At 68.5% G+C, this 25,557-nt stretch carries 23 protein-coding genes; 7 read left to right on the forward strand and 16 right to left on the reverse strand.

Translation table 11 applies throughout. From position 1 onward, the window contains the following. Position 1: 1 nt before the first annotated feature. On the forward strand, positions 2-2,344 hold the full coding sequence (locus ACFQQD_RS02755; RefSeq protein ID WP_378086103.1) for a DEAD/DEAH box helicase: 2,343 nt from the start codon (positions 2-4) through the stop codon (positions 2,342-2,344). Here ACFQQD_RS02755 and ACFQQD_RS02760 read toward each other — a convergent pair. From ACFQQD_RS02760 to ACFQQD_RS02805, 10 genes are all read right to left on the reverse strand, one after another. Beyond that, a complete protein-coding gene (locus ACFQQD_RS02760; RefSeq protein WP_378085945.1) occupies positions 2,269-2,637 on the reverse strand; it encodes an Rv3654c family TadE-like protein in 369 nt (122 codons plus the stop codon). The genes ACFQQD_RS02755 and ACFQQD_RS02760 overlap by 76 nt on opposite strands. Next, positions 2,634-3,017, reverse strand: coding sequence for a TadE family type IV pilus minor pilin (locus ACFQQD_RS02765; RefSeq protein ID WP_378085947.1), 384 nt, complete (start codon positions 3,015-3,017; stop codon positions 2,634-2,636). The genes ACFQQD_RS02760 and ACFQQD_RS02765 overlap by 4 nt, the downstream gene beginning before the upstream one ends. 112 nt (positions 3,018-3,129) lie before the next feature. After that, positions 3,130-3,375 (reverse strand): DUF4244 domain-containing protein, encoded by a 246-nt coding sequence (locus ACFQQD_RS02770; protein ID WP_378085949.1) that lies wholly within the window; start codon positions 3,373-3,375, stop codon positions 3,130-3,132. 150 nt (positions 3,376-3,525) lie between these two features. Further along, positions 3,526-3,996, reverse strand: a complete 471-nt coding sequence (locus tag ACFQQD_RS02775) for a type II secretion system F family protein (RefSeq protein WP_378085951.1) — start codon at positions 3,994-3,996, stop codon at positions 3,526-3,528. After that, positions 3,993-4,634 (reverse strand): hypothetical protein, encoded by a 642-nt coding sequence (locus tag ACFQQD_RS02780; protein WP_378085953.1) that lies wholly within the window; start codon positions 4,632-4,634, stop codon positions 3,993-3,995. The genes ACFQQD_RS02775 and ACFQQD_RS02780 overlap by 4 nt, the downstream gene beginning before the upstream one ends. After that, positions 4,618-5,910, reverse strand: a complete 1,293-nt coding sequence (locus tag ACFQQD_RS02785; RefSeq protein WP_378085955.1) for a TadA family conjugal transfer-associated ATPase — start codon at positions 5,908-5,910, stop codon at positions 4,618-4,620. The genes ACFQQD_RS02780 and ACFQQD_RS02785 overlap by 17 nt, the downstream gene beginning before the upstream one ends. Then, positions 5,907-7,142 (reverse strand): hypothetical protein, encoded by a 1,236-nt coding sequence (locus ACFQQD_RS02790; protein ID WP_378085957.1) that lies wholly within the window; start codon positions 7,140-7,142, stop codon positions 5,907-5,909. The genes ACFQQD_RS02785 and ACFQQD_RS02790 overlap by 4 nt, the downstream gene beginning before the upstream one ends. A gap of 100 nt (positions 7,143-7,242) precedes the next feature. Continuing rightward, complete coding sequence (locus ACFQQD_RS02795; protein WP_378085959.1) at positions 7,243-8,037, reverse strand: NUDIX hydrolase; 795 nt, start codon at positions 8,035-8,037, stop codon at positions 7,243-7,245. Then, the gene (gene nth / locus ACFQQD_RS02800; protein WP_378085961.1) at positions 8,034-8,873 is read right to left on the reverse strand and encodes an endonuclease III; all 840 of its coding nucleotides are present in this window, start codon (positions 8,871-8,873) and stop codon (positions 8,034-8,036) included. The genes ACFQQD_RS02795 and nth overlap by 4 nt, the downstream gene beginning before the upstream one ends. Beyond that, positions 8,870-10,321: a hypothetical protein gene (locus ACFQQD_RS02805; protein ID WP_378085963.1), complete on the reverse strand. Its 1,452-nt coding sequence runs from the start codon at positions 10,319-10,321 to the stop codon at positions 8,870-8,872. The genes nth and ACFQQD_RS02805 overlap by 4 nt, the downstream gene beginning before the upstream one ends. Positions 10,322-10,657: 336 nt before the next feature. Here ACFQQD_RS02805 and ACFQQD_RS02810 point away from each other — a divergent pair, with 336 nt between their 5' ends. Then, positions 10,658-12,655 carry an acetate--CoA ligase gene (locus tag ACFQQD_RS02810; RefSeq protein ID WP_378086105.1) on the forward strand — a complete coding sequence of 666 codons (1,998 nt, stop codon included), beginning with the start codon at positions 10,658-10,660 and terminating at the stop codon, positions 12,653-12,655. 97 nt (positions 12,656-12,752) lie between these two features. On the opposite strand, the gene ACFQQD_RS02815 is transcribed toward ACFQQD_RS02810, so the two are convergent. From ACFQQD_RS02815 to ACFQQD_RS02825, 3 genes are all read right to left on the reverse strand, one after another. Beyond that, positions 12,753-12,914 carry a methionine/alanine import family NSS transporter small subunit gene (locus ACFQQD_RS02815; protein WP_378085965.1) on the reverse strand — a complete coding sequence of 54 codons (162 nt, stop codon included), beginning with the start codon at positions 12,912-12,914 and terminating at the stop codon, positions 12,753-12,755. A 1-nt stretch (position 12,915) separates the two neighbouring features. Then, positions 12,916-14,541, reverse strand: coding sequence for a sodium-dependent transporter (locus tag ACFQQD_RS02820; protein ID WP_378085967.1), 1,626 nt, complete (start codon positions 14,539-14,541; stop codon positions 12,916-12,918). Positions 14,542-14,663: 122 nt separating this feature from the next. Then, entirely contained in the window at positions 14,664-15,902 is a 1,239-nt protein-coding gene (locus tag ACFQQD_RS02825; RefSeq protein WP_378085969.1) for a MarP family serine protease, read from the reverse strand. Positions 15,903-16,004: 102 nt separating this feature from the next. On the opposite strand from ACFQQD_RS02825, the gene ACFQQD_RS02830 reads away from it, so the two are divergent. After that, a complete protein-coding gene (locus ACFQQD_RS02830) occupies positions 16,005-16,682 on the forward strand; it encodes a Crp/Fnr family transcriptional regulator (RefSeq protein WP_378085971.1) in 678 nt (225 codons plus the stop codon). Positions 16,683-16,709: 27 nt separating this feature from the next. Here ACFQQD_RS02830 and ACFQQD_RS02835 read toward each other — a convergent pair whose 3' ends face one another. Genes ACFQQD_RS02835 through ACFQQD_RS02845 form a run of 3 tightly spaced genes read right to left on the reverse strand, consistent with a single transcriptional unit; the run spans position 16,710 to position 18,432 of the window. Further along, positions 16,710-17,738 (reverse strand): NUDIX hydrolase, encoded by a 1,029-nt coding sequence (locus ACFQQD_RS02835; protein ID WP_378085973.1) that lies wholly within the window; start codon positions 17,736-17,738, stop codon positions 16,710-16,712. A gap of 44 nt (positions 17,739-17,782) precedes the next feature. Continuing rightward, positions 17,783-18,283: a RidA family protein gene (locus ACFQQD_RS02840; protein WP_378085975.1), complete on the reverse strand. Its 501-nt coding sequence runs from the start codon at positions 18,281-18,283 to the stop codon at positions 17,783-17,785. Further along, positions 18,280-18,432, reverse strand: coding sequence for a hypothetical protein (locus ACFQQD_RS02845; RefSeq protein ID WP_378085977.1), 153 nt, complete (start codon positions 18,430-18,432; stop codon positions 18,280-18,282). Before ACFQQD_RS02845 ends, ACFQQD_RS02840 begins: the two co-directional genes overlap by 4 nt. Before the next feature lie 84 nt (positions 18,433-18,516). On the opposite strand from ACFQQD_RS02845, the gene ACFQQD_RS02850 reads away from it, so the two are divergent. From ACFQQD_RS02850 to ACFQQD_RS02865, 4 genes are all read left to right on the forward strand, one after another. Continuing rightward, positions 18,517-20,733: a transglycosylase domain-containing protein gene (locus ACFQQD_RS02850; RefSeq protein ID WP_378085979.1), complete on the forward strand. Its 2,217-nt coding sequence runs from the start codon at positions 18,517-18,519 to the stop codon at positions 20,731-20,733. 19 nt (positions 20,734-20,752) lie between these two features. Beyond that, a complete protein-coding gene (locus ACFQQD_RS02855) occupies positions 20,753-21,697 on the forward strand; it encodes a metallophosphoesterase (RefSeq protein ID WP_378085981.1) in 945 nt (314 codons plus the stop codon). 132 nt (positions 21,698-21,829) lie between these two features. Continuing rightward, positions 21,830-23,698 (forward strand): ABC transporter ATP-binding protein, encoded by a 1,869-nt coding sequence (locus tag ACFQQD_RS02860; protein ID WP_378086107.1) that lies wholly within the window; start codon positions 21,830-21,832, stop codon positions 23,696-23,698. Continuing rightward, positions 23,695-25,554, forward strand: a complete 1,860-nt coding sequence (locus ACFQQD_RS02865) for an ABC transporter ATP-binding protein (RefSeq protein WP_378085983.1) — start codon at positions 23,695-23,697, stop codon at positions 25,552-25,554. Before ACFQQD_RS02860 ends, ACFQQD_RS02865 begins: the two co-directional genes overlap by 4 nt. Positions 25,555-25,557 lie beyond the last annotated feature (3 nt).

The following is a 25,557-nucleotide window of genomic DNA, read 5'->3' on the forward strand; positions in this document are numbered from 1 at the left end:
GGTGCCACCACAGTTGCTGCACGTCCGACATCTCCCCGAACGCCGTGCCGTCACCGAGCCCTGGCCGCAGGACACCCCGGAGGCGCTCGTCCAGGCCCTGGGCGGCTCCGGAGCCAGAGAACCCTGGCGACATCAGGTGGAGGCGGCGGCGTTGGCCGCCGCCGGCCGCCACGTGGTGTTGGCGACGGGGACGGCGTCGGGAAAATCCCTCGGCTATCAGCTGGCCGCCGGCACCGCACTGCATCAGGACCCGGCCGGCACCGTGTTGTATCTGGCGCCGACCAAAGCCCTGGCCGCGGATCAGCTCACGGCGTGGCGAGCTCTGGCCCGGGACGGCGCCACGTGGCTGCGCCCTGCCCCCTACGACGGTGACACGGACATCTCGGACCGAACGTGGGCCCGGGAGCACGCGAATGTGCTGCTGACCAACCCGGACATGCTGCACATCGGCATTCTGCCCCACCACGAACGGTGGGCCCGGTTCTTCCGCCGGCTGCGCTACGTCATCGTGGACGAGGCGCACATCTACCGTGGGGTGTTCGGTTCGCACGTCGCCGTGTTGTTGCGACGCCTGGCCAGAGTCTGTGCCCAATACCGCGCGGGCCGGGACGAACCGGGCCCGGTGTTCATCGGGGCCTCGGCCACCAGCGCCGATCCCGCCGGCTCGTTCTCACGACTGATCGGGGCCGAGGCGACGGCAGTCACCGAGGACGCCTCGCCCCACGGCGCGGTGACCGTGGGATTCTGGGAGCCGGAACTGACGGACCGCCGAGGCGAGAACGGCGCGCCACTGCGGCGGTCCGCAACGGCGGAGTCGGCCGGCATGATGGCGGATCTGGCCGTCACCGGCACGCGGACCATCGCTTTCATCCGTTCTCGTCGTGGAGCGGAGACCATGGCCTCGGCTGCCAAGCGGGAGTTGGCCGAGATCGATCCGTCATTGCCCTCGCGAGTGGCCGCCTACCGTGCCGGCTATCTGCCCGAGGAGCGCCGCGAGGTCGAAGTCGCGTTGCGCAGTGGCCGGTTGCTGGGGGTGGCCTCGACGCCGGCCTTGGAACTGGGCATCGATATCGCCGGGCTCGATGCGGTGCTGGTCGCCGGCTGGCCGGGCACCCGCGCGTCGTTCTTCCAGCAGGTGGGCCGGGCCGGCCGGGCCGGCCAGGAGTCCGTGGCGCTCTACGTCGCCGGCGACGATCCCCTGGACACCTATGTGGTGCACCATCCCGAAGCGGTGTTCGAGTTGGCCGTGGAGGACTCCGTCACCGATCCGCAGAACCCGCACATTCTGGCCCCACACCTGTGCGCCGCGGCCGCCGAGTTCCCCTTGGTCCCCGACGGTCTTCATGTCTTCGGAGACCCGGAGCGGGTGCGCTCGCTCGTCGACGAGCTGGTCGAACAGGGTTACCTGCGACGCCGGCCCGCCGGCTGGTTCTGGACCCACCCGGAACATGCGGCCTCGTTGGTCTCACTGCGCGACGACGGCGGCGGGCCCGCGGACATCATCGACACCGAGACGGGGGCCCTGCTGGGCACCATGGGTTCTCCGCAGACCCACTATCAGGCGCATCCCGGCGCGGTGTACGTGCATCAGGACCAGACCTATCTGGTGGAGGACCTCGATGAGGACGCCCACGCCGTTCTGGTCAAGCGCGCGTGGCCGGACTACTTCACCCAGGCTCGGGACATCACCGAGATCGAGATCCTGGACACGGTCGAACGCGTGGACGCCGGTGACCTGCAGTGGTGTTCCGGGCGGGTGAAGGTCACCACCCAGGTGGTCTCCTACCAACGCAAGGCCCTGGTCTCGGCAGAGGTCCTCGGTGAGGAACCCCTGGAGCTGCCGGCCCGAGACCTGTTCACCACGGCGGTGTGGTTCCATTGCCCCTCCGAGGCGCTGGTGGCCGAAGGATTGACGATGGACCGGCTGCCCGGGTCACTGCACGCGGCGGAGCACGCGATGATCGGTCTGCTGCCGCTGGTGGCCTCCAACGACCGCTGGGACATCGGCGGGGTGTCCATGGCCCTGCACCCGGACACGGGCCAGCCCTCGGTCTTCGTCTACGACGGCCACCCCGGAGGGGCCGGCTTCGCCGACCGCGGTTATGCCCAGGCCCGGACCTGGCTGCAGGCCACCCTGGACACCGTGCGTTCGTGTTCCTGCAGTGACGGCTGCCCGTCCTGCGTCCAGTCCCCCAAGTGCGGCAACCGCAACAATCCCCTGGACAAGGACGGAGCGGCCACCCTGCTGGCCTTCGTGCTCGAACGGCTTCAGTCGGCCGGGGCCGACGCCGGCGGACCGGCTCGGGACGCCCCTTCCGAAGGCCACGGCAGAGGCGAGTCGTAACGCGCCCCCAGCGATACCGTTCCGTTCGCCTCGACGGCGCAGTCGGTGACCGTGGCCCCGTGCCGGCGCGCCGTCTGAGCAGCGAGGTCGCACGGATCTCCCGCCGTCAGTCCGCGTGCGGCATCGGCGGCGGCGAGTGCGGCGAGATCGGCCGCGCCGGCGGCCCGAGCGGCTGCGGTCGCAGAGGTGCCCAGAGCGGCCGTGGCTCCGAGGAGAACCAGCGTCAGGAACACGGTGGAGAGGACGGTGACGGTTCCCGAACCGCGTTCTGCGAAGGCTTTGACGTCGCTCATGGAGCGCCCTCGGGCGGAACCACCCACTGATCGGGTGCGTGAGCCGTGGCCTCTTGCTGCCAGCCGTCCCACCAGGCCAAGGGACCGGGTGGGGTGTGGGCCACGGTCGCGCTGACCCAGCCGGAGGTGCGAGCGCTGGAGAGTTCAGTGCCGTCTCCGGCCATGCGTTGGGCCGTCGACTGCGCAGTCTCGTCGGTCTCTCCACGGGCCAGTTGCCGGACCGTGGACGCCGCGGCCTCTTCGAGCCGCACCTGCTGGATGGTCGCCGCCCCGGCCAGCACTGCCGAAGCCAGGACCACCACCGCTGCGGGCAGGATGACGGCGTACTCGGCGGTGACTGAACCACGCTGGGGATCGGTGTGGCGTTGATGCTCCATCATGTCTTCACGTCCTTGTTACTCGGAACCTGTGGCCCGTCTACGCCGTGGGGCGTCCGGAGCCCACCCGACGCCGAGACCGACGTCGGGCGAGCTCCGGCGGCCGGATGGTGCTTCAGCCGAAGCTGAGGGCGTTCTTGACGATGCCCAGCAACAATCCCTGGACGTCGGAGCCGGCAAGCACGGCGGCCAGCACCCCGGCGAAGCCGACGGCTGCCAGCGTCACGATGCCGTATTCGGCGGTCTGTGCGCCCGTCTCCTCGTTCCAGTCGACGCTCCCGACGCGGCGGGCCGGCAAATGCTCCGGCCGGCCGAGAGCCACTGGGGCGTGATGGTGGTGGTCCTGCGCGATGGCGGTCATAGTGTCTCCTCTGGTGGGGGGTGGCGGCCGGAGTTGACCGCCTGCATCCAGCCTGGCCGCGGCGCGTGTTCCGTGGGGCTGGAGCCCGGCCGATTCTGGACAAGCCGGGCCATTCGGAGGGGTGTGCAGGACTCGACGGCTCTCGAGGGGTCACGGCAACAACGCGACCACGAGTGGCACGATGCCCAGACACAGGAATGACGGCAACTGGCACAGTCCCAGCGGCAGCATCAGCCTGGTGCCGAGTTCTGCGGCCCGCTGTTCGGCCCGGCGCTTGCGGTTGCGTCGCAAGGACGACGCCGTGGAGCGCAAGAGGGCGGCGGTGGGCGCACCGGTCACGTAGGCGAAGTACAGCTCCCGCCCCAGCTCCTGGAACTCTGGATCGCTGGCTTCGGGCTCGTGGCTGGTCCAGGCCTCCTCCCAACTCACACCGAGCTGCAGGAGAACGGCCACGCGCCGAGTCCCGGCGGCCCCGGGAACGTGAGCCCCGAGCAGGTCGAGGCTCGAGACCAGTCCCTGACCGGATTCCAACAGGCCCGCCAGCAAGTCCAGTGCCAGAGCGGCGTCCATGGTCTCGGCCTCGCGTGGGTCCGGGCCGGGTTTCTGCAGGTCACTGGTCATGACAGGTCCTCCGATTGGCGGATCAGCGCGCGAGTCCACAGCTGCCCGACGACGGCCAGACCACCACCGGTGCCGACCACCAACCACCCGAGCGTGTTGCTCAACAGCTCAGTCGGCGGGGCCCCGGCCAGCGCTGACAGGCCGAGGCCGGCCAGCGGGAGCAAACCCAACAGTCGTGCCGTCGATTGTGGCCCGGCGATCGCCGCGTCGCGAGCCTGCTGAGCGTCCTGGCCCTCCTCGAGAGCGTCGGCCAGACGGTCCAACAACCCGACCAAGCCAACGCCGGCGTCGCGGGAGACGGCCAGACACCCGGACAATTGCTGCCAGTGGCGCCGTTGGCCCGGACCGTTGGTATGGGCTAGCGGATCACCGCCCAGCACCACCTCGACGTCGGCGGCCACCAACTCGTGGTTCAGGCAGCACCCTCGGGGTGTGCCGGCCCGGGCGCAAGGCTCGTAGAGCGCAGACAGCTCCGACCAGATCTGATCGGGGCGACGGCCCGCCTGCAACAGAGCCGAAGCGCGGCGCAGCAGGACGATGAACTCCTCGGTGCGTCGCTCGCGCCGCCGGCGAGACTGTCCGGGAAGCCACCGTTTCCACGCCGGCTCGGCCGGTGGCCGCTCAGGACTCGACGGCATGCCGCCCTCCTCGACCATCCCGGTATCTGGTGGTCGTCGGCCCGGCGTTGCCGGAACGTCCATCGGCCAGCATTTCCAGGGCGTCCCAGCCCGGGCCCCAAGCGAGTTTCGCCCCCGAGAGCGACAACGCCGGAATGACTCCCAATTCCCCGCGCAACGCTCGATCAACGACGGCCAATTCCACTGGATGTCGCCCCGTCTCGGTGCGCTCGAGATGGAGAATCGCGTCAACGGCGCTGGAGGCTTGCAGTGTCAAGGCTTCGGTCCCCAGCCCCGCGAGCGCCCCCATCGCCTGCAACCGAGCCGGGACATCCGCTGCCGAATTGGCGTGCAGCGTTCCGGCCGCACCCCGATGCCCGGTGTTCATCGCGGCCAGAAAATCCACGACCTCGGCGCCCCGGCACTCCCCCACGACCAACCGATCCGGACGCATCCGCAAGGCCTGCCGGACGAGTTCGGCCAAGGTCACGGTTCCCGATCCCTCGGCATTCCCCGACCGCGCCTGCAACGAGACCACGTGCCCGTGACGGGGCCGCAACTCGCGGGTGTCCTCCACGGTGACGATCCGCTCATTGGCCGGCACCTCGGAGAGTAAGGCAGCCAACACGGTGGTCTTCCCCGAGCCCGTGGCGCCGCTGATCAGCACATTGGCCCTCACATGGAGCAAGTGCCGCAGAGCGATCAACCATCGCTCCCCGTGGGGCCACCGCTGGGCCAGCTGCTCCAACCCGGGTGGCTCGGGCGCCGCGAGACGAACGCTGATCTGAGGACCCCCGGCCGCGATCGGTGGGAGGATCGCGTGAACCCGGGCCCCGGTGACCTGTGCGTCCCCGAAGGGTTGTCCTTCATCGAGCCGGCGCCCGCCCTGGGCCAGCAATCGGACGGCGAGCCGGCGAGCGTCCACGGCTTCAAGCCGCTGACCCGTCTGGTTCAGTCCCTCGGGACCGTCCGTCCAGATCGTTCCGGAACCGTCCACGAGGACGTCCGTGACTCCGGGGCGCCGAGCGGCCGGCGCCAGAGGACCGAGTCCCGTCAACTCGTCGACAACGGTGGTCATCTGTGCGGCGGTCTCTTCCGGCGAGACCGCCGGCAGGTGACGCCGTACGGCCTCGGCCGCGAGTTCCGGCGGAACGGTTCCCGTCCGGGCTGCTTTGGAGGCACCGCCCCGCCGACCCGACTCGGCCAGTCGTCCGGCCAGCCAGCGCTGAGCTCGTCGTTGTCCGGCGCCCGCACGGACCGCCCCGGGCGGGGGCTGCGGAGACCAGCCACGACTCATCGGCGGCTCCGTCCGGCCATGAGTACGCGGGGCCGCACGGAGCGGTTCGGATGCCGTTTGATCTCGGCACCGCGGTCTGGACCTCGCGATGGCTCCAGTGCGAGGGCGATCTCGGCAGCCAGCAGCCGAGCGGACGTGCGCCGGCTGGAACGAACCCAGGCGGGCAGGGACCCACCCGACCAATCGTCCGGGTCGAAGACCACCTCGGTTTCACGGCCGTCCGCCGCGACGGCAGTGATGACGGCACGGCGTTTCTCGGGTCGCGATTCACCTGACGGCGATCCCGAGGTCGAATCGGCGCAGATCAGCGCAGGCGTTCCCTCGCCGACGAAGTCCTGCGCGCGTGCCAAATCCCGTCCGACGTCGATCACGGTCATGGCGAAGGTGTTCACCGCCGCATCCAGGCAATCCCCCAGCGCAGTCGGGCCTCGTCCGTCGGCTAATCCGTCGGCTAGGAGGCCTGCCGGTGACGATGATGCCCAGCCCCACCACCGCACGCCGGCGGCTCCGGGTAACCGGGCAGCGAGAGCAGGGCCGGCGACCGGCGGCGTCGACAGCGAGTCCCATCCCACGGTCGAACCGCGGCTCGAGGGAGCCAGCGTACGCAGTCGTTCGCTCAGGCCGCCCTGCGGACCCTGCAGGTCCATCAGGAGTCCACGGTCTGGACCGGCCCACAGCAGCGTCAGGGCCCAGGCCAGTCCGGGCCACCGGCGATCACCGGCAGGACCCGCACCGGTGTGCGCCAGCACCACCGATTGTCCCGGTAGGGCCGAGTCCCGGTCCACGTGACCCGCCAACGCCAGCAAGCGGCACAATCGCCGCGCGTGGCTGGGCAGCCGAATCGCGGACGGAACGCTATCGCCGCCGTCGAGCGCGACCGGAACGACTGCCGTCTGGCGCCGGGCGGTCTCGTACTCCGACCGGCCGGTCTCATCGGGACCGAGTCCCCACAGAACCAGCACCGGCGCGTCCCCCTGCGCGGTGGTCCAGTCGACCAGACGAGCGGCCCCGGACACCTCCTCGCGAGTGACCACGTGGACCCGATGACCCACGGCCGCGACGCAGGCGGCCACCTCGCTACGTAACAGCTCCACCGTCAGCGCTGGGCCGGGGATCAGTCGTTCAGTCGGCGACGACCTCGAATCAGGAGATGAGCCGGTCTGCAGAGGGCCGGGCCGATCAGGTGGCGCGACGAAGAGGACTGTTGAGGGGGAATGCGGTCGGTCGGCCATGGCTCCAGCCTGACCGTCGCGTCCGGCCGACGCCCCGCGTCACCGGCCTGCTGTGGACGCCCCACCGGACGGCTGCGGTTGTGGAGCAGTGCGGAGTCGGTCAGCGCCCCGGTTGCGGCAGCGGCAGAGTGGCATCCCAGCCGGTGATGTCGAGGATCAGTTCGCGGTCCCAGTCCTGGCTCCAGCCCAGCAGGTCCAGGATCCGGTCGAGGACGATCGCGGTGAAACCCCACACCAGGGTGCCCGACACGAGGAAACCCGGGCCTCTGAACCGGTGCACGCCGGTGGGGAACTCCCGCACCAGGGATGTGGTGACACGGTTCGCCGGATCCACGAGGTCGCCCACCGGAACGCGGAACACCCTCGAGGCCTCCCCTTCATCCACCACGAAGACCTCGGACGGCCGGTCCCACCAGCCGACCACGGGCGTCACCCGGAAATTGCTGATGGTCAGCGGCGCGGGGGGCAGATTGCCGAGCACCCGGACCCCCTCCGGATCCAGCCCCGTCTCCTCCTGCGCCTCCCGCAGCGCCGTGGCCACATGGTCGGCGTCACCGGGATCCACACGTCCCCCAGGGAAGGCCACTTGCCCGGGATGCTGGCGCAAGGTCAGCGACCGCTGCGTCAGCAACAGATCCAGGTCTTCGGGGACGGCGGTGGCGTGGAAGTGCGCCGGTTGGCCGTCGAGCGCGCCGAACAACACCAGCACCGCTGATTCAGCGGGGGTGCCGGGCGGCGTGTACAGGTCCCCGCCGAATTCCCAGCCGCGTCCGTCGTCGGGAAGCCGGTCCCGCACCGCGCTCGACGGCGGGCCGGACGCCAGCGCCGGATTCAGCCGGCCATAGCGGTGGACCAGGGACTGCAAGTCCGCGAGCGCGCCATCGGTCTGCATCATGCCTCCTGACTGTAGCCTTCCGCCCGCAGTTCGGCCCGGCTGGCACCGGCGCGCATTCGGGCCAGCAGGTCCTCCCGCCCCGGGGCCAATTCGTACTTGAGCAACGACGCCGAGACGTCCGGATCCGTCTCTCCGGTCCCGTAGGAGGGACACCAGTCGGCGACGACGCACGCCCCGCAGGCGGGGCGTTTGGAGTGGCAGACCCGACGGCCGTGGAAGATCAAACGGTGGGACAACTGGGTCCAATCGCGGCGTGGGAACAGGGCGGCGACGTCGTTCTCCACCTTCACCGGGTCTTGGTGCGTGGTGAATCCGAGGCGCCGGGCCAGCCGGCCGAAGTGGGTGTCCACGCTCAGACCAGGTCGCCCAAAAGCGTTGCCGAGCACCACCAGGGCCGTCTTGCGTCCCACGCCGGGCAACCGGATCAGCTCCTCGACGGTCCGGGGCACCTCACCGCCGTGGTCGTCGACCAGCGCGCGGGAAATCCCCTGGATGGACGCGGCCTTGTTCCGGTAGAAGCCCAGGGGACGGACGATCTCCTGGAGTTCGCGTTCATCGGCGTGGGCCATCGACTCGGGGTCGGGAAACCGCTCGAACAGGCGAGGCGTGGTTGCGTTGACCCTGACGTCCGTGGTCTGGGCGGACAGCACGGTGGCCACCAGGAGCTCGAAGGCATTGGTGAAATCCAGTTCCGCGACGGCGTAGGGATAGGCCTCGCCCAGCACCCGGTTGATCTTGCGAGCACGCCGGGTGAGGGCGAGTCGGGTCTCCCCGGTCGGGGTGGCGGTCGTCGATCCGGCAGAGTCAGGGCCGGCGGAGTCGGGGCTGGCGCTCACGCGCGTTCGATGTCGGTCAGGTCGCGCAGCACGCCCGTCCGTCCGTCCGTGTTCTGCACGAGGAACTCGTGACCGCGGTCCTCCAACGCCAGAATCCACCCGCCGGGCTCGAGAGTGAAGGCCGGGCTGCCGTCCTCCGGGTTGACCGCGGTCCGTCGCGTCCCGACCGCGAACCAGAAGGCCTCGTATTCCATCGGCGCTGCGCTGCCGGACGCCGCGCCGGCGGTGCCAGCAGAGCCGGCGTTGCCAACGGCGCTAGCAGAGCCAGCGTTGCCAGCGGGTTCGGCGTACCCGGCTGACCGGGCGTCGTTCAGCGGAATGGTCTGCGCCGGCACGGTCTGCTCCATGGCCTCGGTGTACTGCGCCGGTTCCGGAGACACGGACCGGTCGGTGTTCTGGGGGCTCTTCGTGCTCTGCGGATCCTCGGCGTTTTCGACCGGTTGCGTGCCAGGAGCGCCGAACGCCGCCGTCGCCGAGGCCGCAGCCTCATCCGTGGACCGCGGATGCAGTCTTGTCATGCCGAGGTCCTCGTCGATGTCCGCACCGGAGGTCTGACTCGCGGAGCGGTCGGACGAGCTTTCGGAAGAGCGGTCCGAACCGTGCTCCGAGACGTTCTGACCTTCCTGTTCCTCTCCCGAGGGACCGGCGCGGAACTCCTCGTGCTCGTCGTCCGTCGGCGCCGCCGAGAGGGTGGCCGGATCACCGAAAAGGGCGGCGTCCGGGGCTGCCGGCGCCGGGACGGGACCTTTCGCCGGGCCCTCCGCCGAGCCATCCGCGGGGGCCGCCGGCGCCGCCGTCGGGCCGGGGTAGGCACCGAAAGGGTGGCCGTCCGCAGCGGACGGGGCCTGTCCACGCTGTTCATGCTGCTGAGGCTGCTGAGACTGCCGAGATTGCTGACGGGATTCTCCGGAATTGACGGAGTCGAGCAAGGGAGCGACCACGCCGCGCAACGGCGAGGTGACCACCATGCCGAGGGCTCCGACCAACCCGATCAGCAACACCGGATCGAGGCCGGTCGCGAAGGTGACGAAGAAGTACGCCAGCGCGAGCCAGGACGCCACGTGGGCGAACTGGGCCGTGCTCAGCGACCCGAGGCGCGGCCCCTCCCCGGAGCTGCTCCCCGAACTGGCGGCACGGGCCACCACGAATCCGGCCGCCGCGAGCGGCATCAGCACGCCGATGCCCAGGAAGAAGACGTTGGCGGTGCCCCACAGGTTCATCCCCCATCGCGCCGTCGCCAACGGAATGATGGAGCCCACCAGGACCACCAGGACGGACACGAGGAAACCGATCTCCCAGCCGCTGAGGTGCAGTCCGCCGCCCGGTGATCCCGAGGTGCGGGGCGGCGTTGAACCAGCCCGATCCTGGGGACCGGTGCGCGGGCTCGAGTTCGGGCCGGTGTGCGCGCTCGAGCGCGGGCCGGCCGGTGACTCCGGTGAGTAGCTCATGGTGGTTCCTCCTGTGTCCTCCCGGAACGGGAAGGTGACGTGCGACGTGTCTTGTCCCGGCGGAGTTGCCGAACTCCGGTAGACATCGCTGGGACCATTCAAGACCATTCAATCAGGCGGAGAGGATGCTGTCCCGACCCCCTTCACACCAGCCACGGGAACGTTAGGCTAAGGACGCAGGCCAGCTGTGACGGCTGTTACATAAGCAAAGGCATCCTGGTGATGCCGACGTCCCGATTCCGCTCCCAAGGAGAACGCATGACGACGCCAGCGTCCCACCAACCGGCCCCCTCCGCCGACCAGGCCCAGTCCACCGACGCTAGCGGCGACGGCAGGATGGACAACCTGATGCATGAGCATCGGGCCTTCGAGCCCTCGGCCGATTTCGCGGCGCAAGCGGTGGCCGGCCCCGACCGCTACGAGGATGCCGCCGCAGACCGGCTGGCGTACTGGGGCGCCCGGGCCCGCGAGGTCCTGCACTGGGAACGGGACTTCAGCGAGGTGCTGGACTGGTCCGACGCGCCCTTCGCCCAGTGGTTCGTCGGCGGCACCACGAACGCCGCCTACAACGCCCTGGACCGCCACGTCGAAGCCGGTCTGGGCGATCGGGTGGCCATCCACTTCGAGGGCGAGCCCGGCGACAGCCGCTCCTGGACCTACGCCGAGTTAGCCGCTGAGGTCCGCCGGGCAGCCAACGCGTTCGAATCCCTCGGAGTCACCAAGGGCGACCGCGTCGCGGTGTATCTGCCGATGATTGCCGAGACCGTCATCACCATGCTCGCCTGCGCCCGCATCGGCGCCGTGCACTCCGTGGTCTTCGGCGGCTTCTCCGCTGACGCCCTGCGGTCCCGCATCGACGACGCCGACGCCAAACTCGTGGTCACCGCCGATGGTTCCTGGCGGCGCGGCAAGCCCTCCATGCTCAAGCCCGCTGTGGACGGGGCCCTGTCCGAACCCGGTCACTCCGTGAACAACGTCCTCGTGGTCAAGCGCAACGAGCAGGACATCGACTGGACCGAGGGCCGGGACCTGTGGTGGCACGAGGTCCTCAGCGACCAGTTGGACGAGCACGAGCTGGTCTGGCACGACGCCGAGCACCCGCTGTACATCCTCTACACCTCCGGGACCACGGGGAAGCCGAAGGGCATCCTGCACACCACCGGCGGGTACCTGGTGCAGTGCGCCGCGACCCACCGGGACACGTTCGACCTGCATCCCGAGTCCGATGTCTACTGGTGCACCGCCGACGTCGGCTGGGTCACCGGGCACTCCTACGTCACCTATGGCCCGCTGCTCAACGCCGCCACCCAGGTGATCTACGAGGGCACTCCGGACTTCCCGGACACCGGCCGCTGGTGGGACATCGTCCAGAAGTACGGCGTGAGCATCATGTACACGGCTCCGACCGCGATCCGCACCTGCATGAAGTGGGGCCGCTCGGTGCCGGACTCCTACGACCTGTCCTCGTTGCGCGTGCTGGGCTCCGTCGGTGAGGCCATCAACCCCGAGGCGTGGATGTGGTACCGGGAGGTCGTCGGCGGAAACGCCGGCGCCGGAACCACGAACGACGACGGCTCCGTCACCCCCGGCCCCCGCAAGGAGCACCCCGCCCCGATCGTGGACACCTGGTGGCAGACCGAGACCGGCGCCCACATGATCGCTCCCCTGCCCGGAGTCACCGCCACCAAGCCCGGCTCGGCTCAGGTGCCCGTGCCCGGCATCATCGTGGACGTGGTGGACGAGACCGGCACGCCCGTGGAGAACAACACCGGCGGTTTCCTGGTCGTCCGTGAACCGTGGCCCTCCATGCTGCGCGGCATCTGGGGCGACCCGGAGCGCTTCAAGGAGACCTACTGGTCCCGGTTCGAGGGGATGTACTTCGCCGGGGACGGCGCCCGCCGTGATGAGGACGGAGACATCTGGGTCACCGGCCGCGTGGATGATGTCATGAACATCTCGGGACACCGGTTGTCCACCTCGGAGATCGAGTCGGCGCTGGTGTCGCACCCGATCGTGGCCGAGTCCGCCGTCGTCGGCGCCACGGACGCCACCACGGGCCAGGCCGTCGTCGCGTTCGTGATTGTCACCGAGGCGGCCGGGGACGTCGATCCGGCTCAGACTGAGGCGGACCTGCGGGCCCACGTGGCCTCCGAGATCGGCGCGATCGCCAAGCCCAAGCACATCCTGGTGGTGCCCGAGCTGCCGAAGACCCGCTCCGGCAAGATCATGCGGCGGCTGCTCAAGGACGTGGCTGAGGGACGCGATCCAGGCGACGCCAGCACGCTGTCCGATCCCACTGTCATGCAGCAGATCGCCGAGACGCTGCGGAAGTAGCCACGACGACAGGCTGCTCAGGCAACCACCACGAAAAATCGCGCCAATCCTGACGGTTCGCAGTCATCATCACTGCGAACCGTCAGGATTGGCGCGTTTAACGGCCTTCTGACACCGTCGGGCGGGAGAGGTCGGCGTCCTCCGTCTCCGCACCGGAAAGGTGGTCCGGGTTCTTCAGCAGATGGATCAGGGCACCGGCCAGGCCACCCCACACCACCACGATGGCGATAATCAGGAAAACGATCGCGATCGGGTCCATGTCAGACTCCCTTCTCGGAGTGCTCGGGGCTGTTCGCGGCGTGCCGGCCGTGGGAAGCAGGCGCCGCCTCTGGCTCTAGGGTGTCATTGAGCTCGCTGTGCAGAGCCGACTTCTGGGACCACGGCAGCAAGGACAGCAGCACCGCCACGATGATCAGGGCGATGGACATTCCCCAGCCGAAGGTTCCCAGGAACCAGGACGGCATGTCGCCGTAACCCTCCGTGGCCTTGAGCACGATGTCCGAGATCCACATGTAGGCCAACACGATCGGCAGGATCACCGCCATCAGGACCTTGTAGATCCGGCCCACCCGGAACGAGGACACCGCGTTGAGGTGGGACACCAACCCGTCCAGCCGGCGGAGGATCCAGGACACCACCACGACGGCCACCAGGGCCGCACCGACGATGCCGAAGTTGTTGGCGAACGCGTCGGTGACGTCGAGGACGGCCAGGCCGGTCGTGGTGCTGAACAGCAGCAGGGAGATCACCCCGGAGACCCCGACGACGACGGACACGGTGGCCCACCGACTCCACCCGAGCTTGTCCTTCACGGCGGACACGACGACCTCGATGATCGAGATCAGCGACGTGAAGCCTGCCACCAGCAGGGAGCCGAAGAACAGCACGCCGATCACGGCACCGGCCGGAGCCTGCGAGATGATCGTCGGGAAGGCGATGAAGGCCAAGCCGATGCCGTTGGCGACCACGTCGGCGACCTCCACCCCATTGGCCTGAGCCATGAAGCCCAGGGCCGAGAACACGCCGATGCCGGCCAGGATCTCGAAGCTGGAGTTGGAGAACGCCACCGTCAGCCCCGAACCGGTGAGGTTGGTCCGGCGCTTGAGGTAGGAGGAGTAGGTGATCATGATCCCGAAGCCCACGGACAGGGAGAAGAAGATCTGACCGTACGCCGCGATCCAGACTTGGGGATCGGTCAGCACGGACCAGTTCGGAGTGAACAGGGCGTTCAGGCCCTCGGGGGCGCCCGGCAGGAACAGGGCCACGACCACCAGCACGATGAACATGAGCGCCAACACGGGAATGCCGATGAGCGAGGCCATCGCAATGCCCTTCTTCACTCCGGCGCCCAGGATGACCAGCAGGATCACCCAGACGGCGAGCATCGGCCAGAACACCGCCGGCACGAACTCCAGAGTCGGCGTGACCCCCTCGGACTGCTGGAGGTAGTCGGCGGAGAAGAAGGTCTCCGGGTCATCACCCCAGCGCTCACCGATGGAGAACCACGTGTACATGGCGGCGTAGGCGACGATGGCCGCGTAGTACACGCCGATGACGAAGCAGATCAGCACCTGCCACCATCCGATGGACTCTGCCCACCTGCTCAGCCGGCGGAAGGCCATCGGCGGCGAGCCCTTGAAGCGGTGCCCGATCGCGTAATCGAAGAACAACAGCGGGATCCCGGCGGTCAGCAGCGCCACCAGGTAGGGGACGATGAAGGCGCCTCCACCGTTGTCGTAGGCGATGTAGGGGAAACGCCAGATATTGCCCAGACCCACGGCAGAGCCCACGGCGGCGAAGATGAAGGCCCAGCGGCCCGCGAATTGCTCTCGGCGGGCTTTGCCTTCGCGAGGTATTGCAGTCTGTGTTGACACGGGAATCCTCATGGTCATGAATCAGGCGGTGAGTTCGGTGGCGAGTGAGACAAAAAACTTAGTGCGAACCACGGTAAACCAGAGATCGCCTTTTGGGCAGGTTCACGCGGCCGTCGCCGCACGTCAGGCCAGCTTCAGCCGCCCTGGATGCACTGGCCGGTGGAGACGGTGTCCTCCATCTGGTCAGCTTCGGTCAACGCCTGCTCTGCCTCGTCGCCACTGATGGCGTAACCCACCTCGAGGTCGCCGGAGGCCCGAGCGAACACGATGCCGGCCACCTCGCCGCGAGCGTTCAGCAGAGGTCCGCCGGAGTTGCCGTGCTGGACGTCTGCGTTGAGCTGATAGATGTCCAGCTGGCCCGGGTCCGCCCCATAGATGTTGTTGACCGCCACGGTGCCCCGGGCCTGGACCTCGGCCGGCCCCATCTGGAAGGGCCCACCGGCGGGATATCCGAGAATGTAGCCGGCCTCCTGGTCCGCCAGGTCCGCGCCGGTCTTCAGGGGCGGCAGCTCACCGTCGTCCACGGCGATGACGGCAAGGTCCCGCATGGCATCGAAGTGGACGACCCGGCCGGCGTACACGGTGCCGTCAGCGGCTTCCACCGAGGGCTCGGTCACTCCGGAGAGCACGTGGGCATTGGTCACGACCCGGTCCGAAGACACGGCGAAGCCGGAACCGGTCTGGTTCTGCCCGCACACCAACGCCGTGCCGGAGATGCGCACCACCGACTCCCGGGCCTGTTCCAGCGCATTCCCCGGTTCGGGAGCCGACGGAGAGGCCGTCGGCGTCTCGGAGATCACCGGCCGGGGCAGTTCCGGCACCACATCGGAACCGGCGACGTCGGCCCGGACCTTGGCCACGAAGGACTTGGCCGACTCCGGTGCGAGGTTGTTGATCGTCGTGATCACCCGCGACTGCGAGATCGCCGAGGTCACCGACGGCAGCCCCATCGAGGACGCGGAGAAGGCCACGAGCGAGATGAGCGCGGCGGCCACGACGGTGTTCACCACGGCCCCGGCGAGCCGATCGGCGGTGCGCAGGCCGGGCAACGCCATGCGCAGACGGATGGCCCGGCCGATGCCGGCGCCGATTCCCTGGCCCACCAGTACGAGGACAAGAGCGGCCGCGATGATGGCCAGAATGCGCCACGCCGGGTCGGCCACCCATTCGGAGACCAGCGGAATGGAGAAGAAGGCGGCAGCAGCACCGGCGGCCAGTCCGACGATGGTTCCGAGCGTCACCCAGAAGCCTCGTCGGAAGCCCGCCATGAGGAAAATGAACAGGACCATCAGCAAGACCCAGTCCAACCAGGTCAGTCCTACCAGCAAAGAGACTCCGTCCTGCGTCAGCCGCGAGTACGCGTAGCTCCCCACTTTACCGTTACCATTGCCGCAGATGGGGCAGAATGGAACAGACGATGGCCCCGCATGTCGTGAACGTCCGGCATGCCAGTCGACAGTGAGGACGAAGGACACATGGATCTCGAGGTACTGCGTAAGGCCCCGCTGTTCACCAACTTGGATGACGAGGTCTTCTCAGCGCTGACCTCCGAACTGACCGAGGTCGAGCTCTCACGCGGCGCCTCCGCCTTCCATGAGGGTGACCAGGGCGACCAGCTCTACGTCATCATGTCCGGCAAGATCAAGCTCGGCCGGACCTCCCCGGACGGCCGGGAGAACCTGTTGGCCGTCCTCGGTCCGGGCGAGGTGTTCGGCGAGATGGCCCTGTTCAACCCGGCCCCCCGCACCGCCACGGCCACCGCCGTGTCCACGGCCCGCCTGGCCGGCCTGCGCCATGAGAACCTGCGCAAGGTCATCCAGTCCACGCCGGAGGTCTCCATGCAGCTGCTGCGTGCTCTGGCCCAGCGCCTGTCGAAGACTAACGAGTCCCTCGCCGATCTCGTCTTCTCCGACGTCCCCGGCCGCGTCGCCAAGGCGCTGCTCGACCTGGCCGACCGCTTCGGACGCCCGGCCAATGACGGCCTGCTCGTGGCCCACGACCTCACCCAGGAGGAACTGGCCCAGTTGGTGGGAGCCTCCCGCGAAACCGTGAACAAAGCCCTCGCCGAGTTCGTGCAGCGCGGCTGGATCCGTTTGGAGAACCGCGCCGTCGTCGTTCTGGACCTGCAGCGGCTGCGTCAGCGCTCGCGCTGATCAGCGGCCCCGTCAGGGGCCTTGCCTTCAGGGTCGGGCGCCTTCGCAGGGACTCCCCCAGCGCCCGGCCGGCAGCTCCACGGTCAGCCGGAAGCCGCCGTCGGGACCGTCTTCTTCGGGGCTGCCCTGCAATTGAGCGGTGAACTCTGGAACCTGTCCGCGGATGGACAGATCCGTCAGGAACTCGACGGTGGAACCGGACGCGGCCATCCGTTCCAGGAGGAGCTCGACCGCCGGCACCGTCAGCCGGCCGAGCGTTCGGCCCACGGTCTCCTCCCGGCCGATCGCATCGCCGAGCACGGTCTTGTCCCGCCCGGCCAGAACCCAGGAGGCCGGCACCCATGCGGCCCACAGGCCTTTGCCCTCCATCAGGGAGGTGTCCTGGCCGTGCGGCACGGCGGCGGCGAAATACTGGGTATCGAATCGGCGGTGTGCGAAGTGCGGGCTGCGCCACCGGCCCACGGCGCGCAGCAGATCGGTGTGCAGTCCGAGGCCACGGCGGTTGAGCAGCTCCGGCAGCGTGATGTCCTGGCGGTCCAGGGCAATCCGGGCCTCCATCCATTCGCTGCCGCCGGGATTCTCGACCACCGACTGCCGATCCGCGCCGGCCAGCAGAATCCCGGTCTCCTCGAACAGCTCGCGGATCGCCCCGATCAGATGGCGGCGCACCATCCGGTGGTCGTCGAGTCCCAGAACCCTGGACCACTGAGCCGGAGTGGGACCGAACCAGGCGCACTCGTCCTCGTCGGCGTCGTCCACGGACCCGCCGGGGAAGGCGACCGAGCCGAGCGGGGTGGACCCGGCACGGTAGCGCAAGAGGGTCTCGACGCCGTTCAGTCCGTCTCGCACCACGGCGATCGAGGAGGCACGACGCGCGGCGCGCGGCCGGCGCTCACCGTGCACCCACCAGCTGCGGGCCGCCGGGTATTGATCCTCCGGCAGCTCGAAGGTCCGCGACTCGGGGGCGTACTCGGCCCGGTGCACCGGTCCGTGGCCGACCGACAACCCGGTGCGAAGATCGCGGGCCGCCGAGCGCTGGTCACGCGAGGACAGCATCCCCGGTACTGGCGGTCGCGGGGCGGCACCCTCGTCAGGCCTCGTCACCGGAACCGAACGGTGATCTCCACCTCGACCGGCGCGTCGAGCGGCAGTACGGCCACCCCGACGGCGGAGCGCGCGTGGGCGCCGGCGTCGCCGAAGACCCGGCCGAAGAGCTCGGACGCCCCGTTGACCACTTGCGGCTGTCCGGTGAAGGAGGGGTCGGAGGAGACGAAACCGACGACTTTGACGATCTGCTCGATGCGGTCGAGATCGCCGATGACGGATTTCACCGCGGCCAGGGCGTTGACGGCGCAGAGGCCGGCCAGTTCGGTGGCGTCCTCCAGGTCAACGGTGGCGCCGACCTTGCCGGTGGCCGGGAGCTGTCCACCCTGGAACGGCAGTTGACCGGAGGTGTGGACGAGGTTGCCGTCCACGACCGCCGGCACATAGGCCGCCACCGGTGCGGCGACGGGAGGCAGCGTCAGCCCGAGTTCGGCGAGCCGGGCCTCGACCTCGCCGGTCGTGTCAGCGTCGTCAGCAGTGTCCGGCGTATCGGTCATTCCTTCGCCCGCTTCATGTACGCCACGGAACCACCCTCCGGACCGGTCATGATGTTGACCAGTTCCCAACCTTCGGCGCCGTGCATGTCCAGCACCTGCTTGGGCGTGTGCAAGGGCAGCGGAGTGATGAGGTATTCCCACGTTGTCATGGAACCAGCCTAGCCGCACGACGAGCCCACGCGGAGAATCGATCATGGAGGGGAGACGGACCTCACGCGGCTAGAATAGTGAGCATGGCCAACCGCAAGTCTCCCTTCTTCGACACCGCCACCACGCTGGGCAAGATCGTCGCTTTCCTCGGCGTCAGTGCGCTGTGCGGTGTCCTCGCTGCGGGGCTCATGCTGCCGATGGCCGCCGTCGGCGGGGCGACGGCCACAGCGGGCGGTGACATGCTGGATCAATTGCCCGCCGAGCTCAAGGAAGAGCCGCTCTCCGTGCCGTCCCGCGTGCTGGACAAGGACGGCAATCTGCTGGCCACCTTCTACGCCGAGAATCGCGTGCCGGTCTCGCTGGACAAGATCTCTCAGAACATGCAGGACGCCATCATCTCCATCGAGGATGAGCGTTTCTATGAACACAGCGGTGTGGACCCCCGCGGCCTGACCCGCGCGGTGATCAACAACGTCACCTCGGACTCCACCCAGGGCGCTTCGACGCTGACCCAGCAGTACGTCAACAACGTGCTGGTCAACGCTCAGTACCTCAACAACGAGCGGACCACGATCTCCGGCACCAAGACGGTGGCGGACAAGCTGCGAGAGATGAAGCTCGCCGTGGCGGTCGAGAAGGAGATGTCCAAAGAGGAGATCCTCGAGGGCTACCTCAACATCGTGCTGTTCTCCGGCCGCGTCTACGGCGTCGAGGCAGCGGCGCGATACTTCTTCAACAAGAATGCGGCGGATCTCAACATCCAGGAGTCCGCCATGCTCGCCGGCATGGTGCAGTCCCCCAACGGCTACAACCCGGAGAACAATCCCGAGGGCGCCCTCAAACGCCGCAATATCGTCCTGGGCGCCATGCTGGACAACCAGGTCATCACCCAGGCCGAGTACGACGAGGCCGTCGACTCCGATCTGGGCCTCGACATCACGCCACTGCAGTCGGGCTGTATGTCCGCCGACTACGGCAACTACTTCTGCGACTACGTGAAGGGCACCATTCTGAACTCCGAGGCCTTCGGCCCGGACTACGAGTCGCGAGAGCGGTTGCTGGCCCGCGGCGGCCTGCAGATCACCACCACCCTGGACTCGACCCTGCAGAAGGAGGCGGAGCGGGCCGCCCGGGAGCACGCCCCGTACACCGAGATTGACAGTGGCGGCCACACCGACGCCGTCGGCGCCTCCCTGGTCACGGTGGAACCCGGCACGGGCAACGTGCGGGCCATGGCCCAGAACACCAACTTCGACCCGGCTGCCGAGGGCGACCAGAACACCACGCTGAACTTCAGCGTGGACAAGCCCCTGGGCGGTAGCAACGGATTCCAGGCCGGTTCGACCATGAAGCCGTTCACGTTCCTGTCCTGGATCGAGTCGGGGCATTCCATGACGGACACGCTCGACGCCCGGACCAATACGTACCCGAAGATGGCTCAGTTCCAGGGTTCGTGTGCCAAGGACGGAACCATTCCGCTGCGTATCGACCGACCCGCCTGGACCGTTCGCAACGCGATCGCCGGCATGAACAAGCCCATGCGCGCCGACTACGGACTGTACTGGTCCATCAACACGGCCACGGTCGCGGCGGCCTATGCTCAGGACCTCTGCGGGATCACGGATCTCGTCGGTCGGGTGGGCATCCACAACGCCGGCACCGGGGAGCCGATCAACCCGCTCAACCCGGCGTTCGTCCTGGGTGCCGAAGAGGTCTCCCCGCTGATGATGGCCTCCGCCTACGCGACCTTCGCCGACGACGGCAACTACTGCGAGCCCCGTGTGCTGGCCGAGGTCAAGGACACTCGCGGGAACTCGTATCAGATTCCGCCGGTCAACTGCGAGAAGGTCGCTGACACCCAGGATGTGGCCGAGCTGAACAACACGCTCAAGGCCATCGCCTCGGAGCGCATCGCCCAGGACATCACCTTCCCCATCGCCGGTAAGACCGGCACCAACAACACGTCCTCCTCCACGTGGTTCATCGGCTCCACCACCGGACTGACGACCGCCTCGTGGGTCGGCAACTTCCGGGACCTGCACACCCTGGAAGGCCACACCATCGGCGATGTCACCTACGACGACGTGTGGGGCTCTATCATCGCCGGGCCCATGTGGGCCGACTACATGGGCACCGTCGCCGAGAATTACGAGACCAACGAGTTCACCCCGTACGACGGTCCGGCGTCCGACCCGCGCACCATGGGTTCCCGCGAGGGCGGCGAGACCATCACGGTGGAGGGACGTGGCGGTCCGCAGCCGTACTACGATCCCAGCGCCGTCGTCTCGACCGAAGACTGAACAGGACTCACAACGCACCATGGGGACTCGGAACGTGAAGGCTCGCCAGCGCCGTGACTGGCTCGCGCCGGTGGCGGCGACCACGGGCGCTCTGGCGGCCACCGGCGCGGGGATGGTGGCCTGGGGGGCGCTGGTGGAGGCTCGCAACTTCGCCGTGCGCACCGAACGGTTGCCCATCCTGCCCTCAGGGGGCCGGCCGTTCCGGATCCTGCACCTCTCGGACATCCACTTGGCGCCGTCCCAACGGGACAAGCTCGAGTGGCTCTCCACGCTCTCCGCGCTGAAACCGGACCTGGTCGTCAACACCGGGGACAACATCGCCTCGGCGAAATCGCTGCAGCCGCTCGTGGACGCCCTCGGCCCGCTGCTCGATGTTCCCGGAGTGTTCGTGCCCGGCTCTAATGACTATTACGCCCCCAAGCCGGCCAATCCACTGCGCTACCTGGCGGGACCCTCCGAGCAGGACCCCCATCGGACCGAGCTGCCCTGGTCGGAGCTGTTCAACACCTTCGAGGCTCGGGGCTGGCTCAATCTGTCCAACCAGCGCATCTCCCGGGTGGTGAATCTGGTCCGGCTCGACTTCGCCGGCACGGACGACCCCCATCTCGGACGGGACGAGTGGCCCGGTTTTCCCGGAGTCACCTCCACGCCGTCGCGCTCGCTGCGGATCGGAGTCACCCATGCACCCTATCGCCGGGTACTGGATGCCATGGTCGACGACGGCGCAGACCTCATCCTGGCCGGCCACACCCACGGTGGCCAGATCTGCGTACCGTGGTACGGCGCACTCGTCACCAATTGCGACCTGCCGACCTGGCAGGCCTCCGGCCTGACCGACTGGACCCATGGCCGCCGCACGGCTCCGCTCGAGGTCTCGGCCGGCATCGGGACGTCCCCCAAGGCCCCAGTCCGGTTCGCCTGCCGGCCCGAAGCCGTGGTGCTCGACGTCGTGCCCCGCGCCTGACGCCGTAGGATAGTGGATTGCCGGTCTGCCACCGGCCGGTCCGCCGTCCAGGGAGGGGTTCCTGTGTCCACGCCAGCTCGCACCGGAGAACGGCGCGCGCTGGGGCATCGCCAGGACGAACCGGAACGCACCATGTTCGAGGCCATCGGGCGTCTCGGCCCCTATCTCGAGGGCATCCGCTGGCGTTGGGTCGGGGGGCTGCTCTCCGCCATGCTCGCGGGCGTGGTGGCCTTGTCCATCCCCCAGGTCATCCAGCACCTGGTGAACTCGGTGCTGCATCCCGGTGGCTCCGCGGCCGACGTCTGGGGCGCGGTGGCCATCATGACCGGCCTGGGCATCGCCGAGGGCCTGCTGATCTTCCTACGCCGCTTCTTCATCCTGCCGCCGGCCGCCGGCGTCGAGAACCGGGCCCGCGTTCATCTCTTCCGCCAGCTCCAACGCCTCCCCGTGTCCTTCCACGACTCCTGGCCTTCGGGGCAGTTGCTGTCCCGTTCGGTCGGTGACCTGTCCCTGCTGCGCCGCTGGATCGCCTTCGGCACGGTGATGTTCGTGGTCTCGCTCGTGACGATCGCCATCGGAATGGTGCTGCTGTTCAGCTCATCCTGGATCCTGGGACTGATCTACCTGGCCGGGGCCGTCCCGATCATGTGGCGGTCCTTCTACTTCCGCAACGACTTCCGCGCGGTCTCCCGGCTCTCGCAGGACCAGGCCGGAGACCTGGCGACCACCGTGGAGGAGTCGGTCCACGGCATCCGCGTCCTGAAAGCCTTCGGTCGTGGCGGCGAGGCCCTGGAGGGCTTCCGCGGCCAGGCCGACACCCTGCGCGGCACCGAGGTGCGCAAGGCCGCCGTGCTCTCGCAGTTCATCGCCCTGATCGTCGCCCTGCCGGAGACGGTGATCGGGCTGGCCCTGGCGACCGGGATCTATCTCGTCGCCACCGGCGATCTCACGGTCGGCGCCCTGGCCGCCTTCTTCGCCACGGCCGCTGTCCTGTCGGGACCGGTGGAATCCGTGGGCCAACTGATGGGGATGTCATTGTCCGCCAAGACGGCGATCGACCGCCATCTCGAGGTGTTGGACTCCCCCGTACTCATCGACGATCCAGTCTCCGCCGATCGGAAGCATCCCGTGGACGGTGCCCGTGGTGGCCTGACGTTCGAGGGCGTCAGCTTCCGGTACCCGGATGCCGACGCCGGCTCAGAGCCCCTGCTGCGCGACGTCACCCTGGAACTTCAGCCGGGCGAGACCCTGGCGCTGGTGGGCCTGACCGGTTCCGGCAAGTCCACCCTGGTCCAACTGGTCCCCCGCCTCTACGACGCCACCTCCGGACGCGTGCTCGTGGACGGCGTGGACGTCCGCGACTACAACCTGTCCGAGCTGAGGCGGAAGGTGTCCATCGCCTTCGAGGACGCGACGCTGTTCTCCGATTCCATCCGCAACAACGTGCTGCTGGGGGCACCGGCGGAGGTGGTCGGTGAGAATGCCGATCCGCAGGCCGCGCAGGAGCTGCTGGACGTGGCCCTGGAGACCTCGCAGGCCCAGTTCACCTACTCCATGCCCGAGGGCGTCGACACCCAGATCGGTGAGGAGGGGCTGAGCCTCTCCGGCGGTCAGCGTCAGCGCATCGCCCTGGCCCGGGCCATTGCCGCCAGCCCGGAGATCCTCGTGCTGGACGACCCGCTCTCGGCCCTGGACGTCCGGACCGAGGAGGATGTCACTCAGCGCCTGCGCACCGTGCTGTCCGGAACCACCACCCTGATCGTCGCGCACCGACCGTCCACCGTGGCGCTGGCGGATCGCGTGGCGGTGCTGCAGAGCGGGCGGATCATCGACGTCGGCACGCATGCCGAACTGTTGGCCCGGTCAGCGCCCTATCGCTTCATCATCTCCAGTTTCGAGGAGGACAAGTCGATCGAGTCGGTCATGGACTCCGGCGTGATCACCGGGACGATGCCTGTGGTCCCGCCCGGCGAGGAGCAGGAACGGGGAGACCAACCATGAGCCGGTCCCAGCCTCATCAGCGCCGAGACCCCACCCTGCTCGGCACGCAGGGCGAGGAGCGGCTGGACCTCAGCGTCGAGGAACGCCGCTACATTCGGGCCCGGTCGTGGAACCTGCTCAAGGACCTCGCCCGGCCGGTCAAGTGGAAGCTGATTCTCACCGCGGTCCTCGTGGTGGTCTCCAATGCCGCCCGCGCGTCGTTCCCGCTGATCATCGCGTGGGGCATCGACTGGGGACTGCCGCAGGTGATCTCCACGCTGGAAGCCGGGGGCTCCCCCGCGCCGATGCTGGCCGCCGTCGGGAGCACCTATGTGGGCGCCGCCCTGACCGCGGGACTGCTGCTGGGCACCTACACCTGGTTGACCGCGCGGGTGAGCCAGGCGATGCTGCTGGATCTGCGGGTGTGGGTGTTCCGGCACACGCAGCGTCTCAGCCTCGAGTTCCATGAGCGGTACACCTCGGGCCGGGTGATCTCCCGCCAGACCTCCGACCTGGACTCGCTGCGCGAACTGCTCGACCAAGGGGTCTCCTCGTTGGTCTCCGGGCTGATGTTCATGCTCTTCACCGGTATCTCCATCGTCATCCTGGACTGGCGCTCGGCGCTGATCCTGATGGTCGCGTTCATCCCCGTGGGCATCGCCGTGCGCTGGTACCAAGTGCGCTCGGAGGCCGTTTACCGGGAGTCTCGAGTCTCCTCGGCGCGGATGATCGTGCACTTCGTGGAGACGATGACCGGAATCCGGGCGGTGCAGGCGTTCCGCAAGGAGCGGTCCAACAACGAGACCTACGAGCGACTGGCCACCAAGTATCGCAATGACATGGTCCGGTCCCTCAACCTGTTCGGCATCCTGCAGCCGACCCTGATTATCACCGGCAACCTCACCGTGGTGGCCATGCTGCTCTTCGGCGGCTTCCGGGTGCTCGATGGGACGCTGGCTGTCGGCGTGCTGGTGGCCCTGTTGCTCGCCGGTAAGCGCGTGTTCCAGCCGATGGAGCAGGTGGCGATGTTCTATTCCTCCTTCCAGTCGGCCACGGCGGCCCTGGAGAAGGTCTCCGGACTGCTCGAGGAGGCCCCGACCGTGCGCGAGCCGGAGCAGCCCGTGGAACTGCGCGACCCGGCCGGTCGGATCGAGTTCCGTGACGCCGAGTTCGGCTACGGGGACGGGGCCACCATCCTGCCTCGGTTCGATCTCGAGATCCCGGCCGGACAGACGGTGGCGGTGGTCGGGCAGACCGGCGCCGGCAAGTCGACCCTGGTGAAGCTGATCGCGCGGTTCTATGACTTGTCCTCCGGATCGCTGACCCTGGACGGCGTGGAGCTGAGCCAGCTCTCCGCCAAGGACTTGCGGCGCCAGGTGGTCATGGTGACGCAGGAGGCGTTCCTGTTCTCCGGGTCCGTGGCCGAGAACATCGCCCTGGGCAAGCCCGAGGCCACCGACGAGGAGATCCAGGCCGCGGCGAAGGCCGTCGGCGCGCACGAGTTCATCCTGTCCCTGCCCGAGGGCTATGACACCGACGTGACCAAGCGCGGCGGACGCTTGTCTGCCGGCCAGCGGCAACTGGTCTCCTTCGCCCGGGCCTTCCTCGCCGATCCGGCCGTGCTCATTCTGGATGAGGCCACCTCGTCCCTGGACCTTCCCTCCGAACGGCTGGTCCAGCAGGGACTCTCGCAGCTGCTGGGTGACCGGACGGCCCTGATCATCGCCCACCGGTTGTCCACCGTGGAGATCGCCGACCGCGTGCTCGTGGTGCACGACGGGCGGATCGTGGAGGACGGATCGCCCGCAGAGCTGATCGAGGCCGGTGGTCGCTTCGCCGAGTTGCACGCGGCCTGGAAGGACTCGCTCGTCAGCTGACCG

The sequence above is a fragment of the Citricoccus sp. GCM10030269 genome, assembly GCF_042665635.1.
Classification (GTDB): domain Bacteria; phylum Actinomycetota; class Actinomycetes; order Actinomycetales; family Micrococcaceae; genus Citricoccus.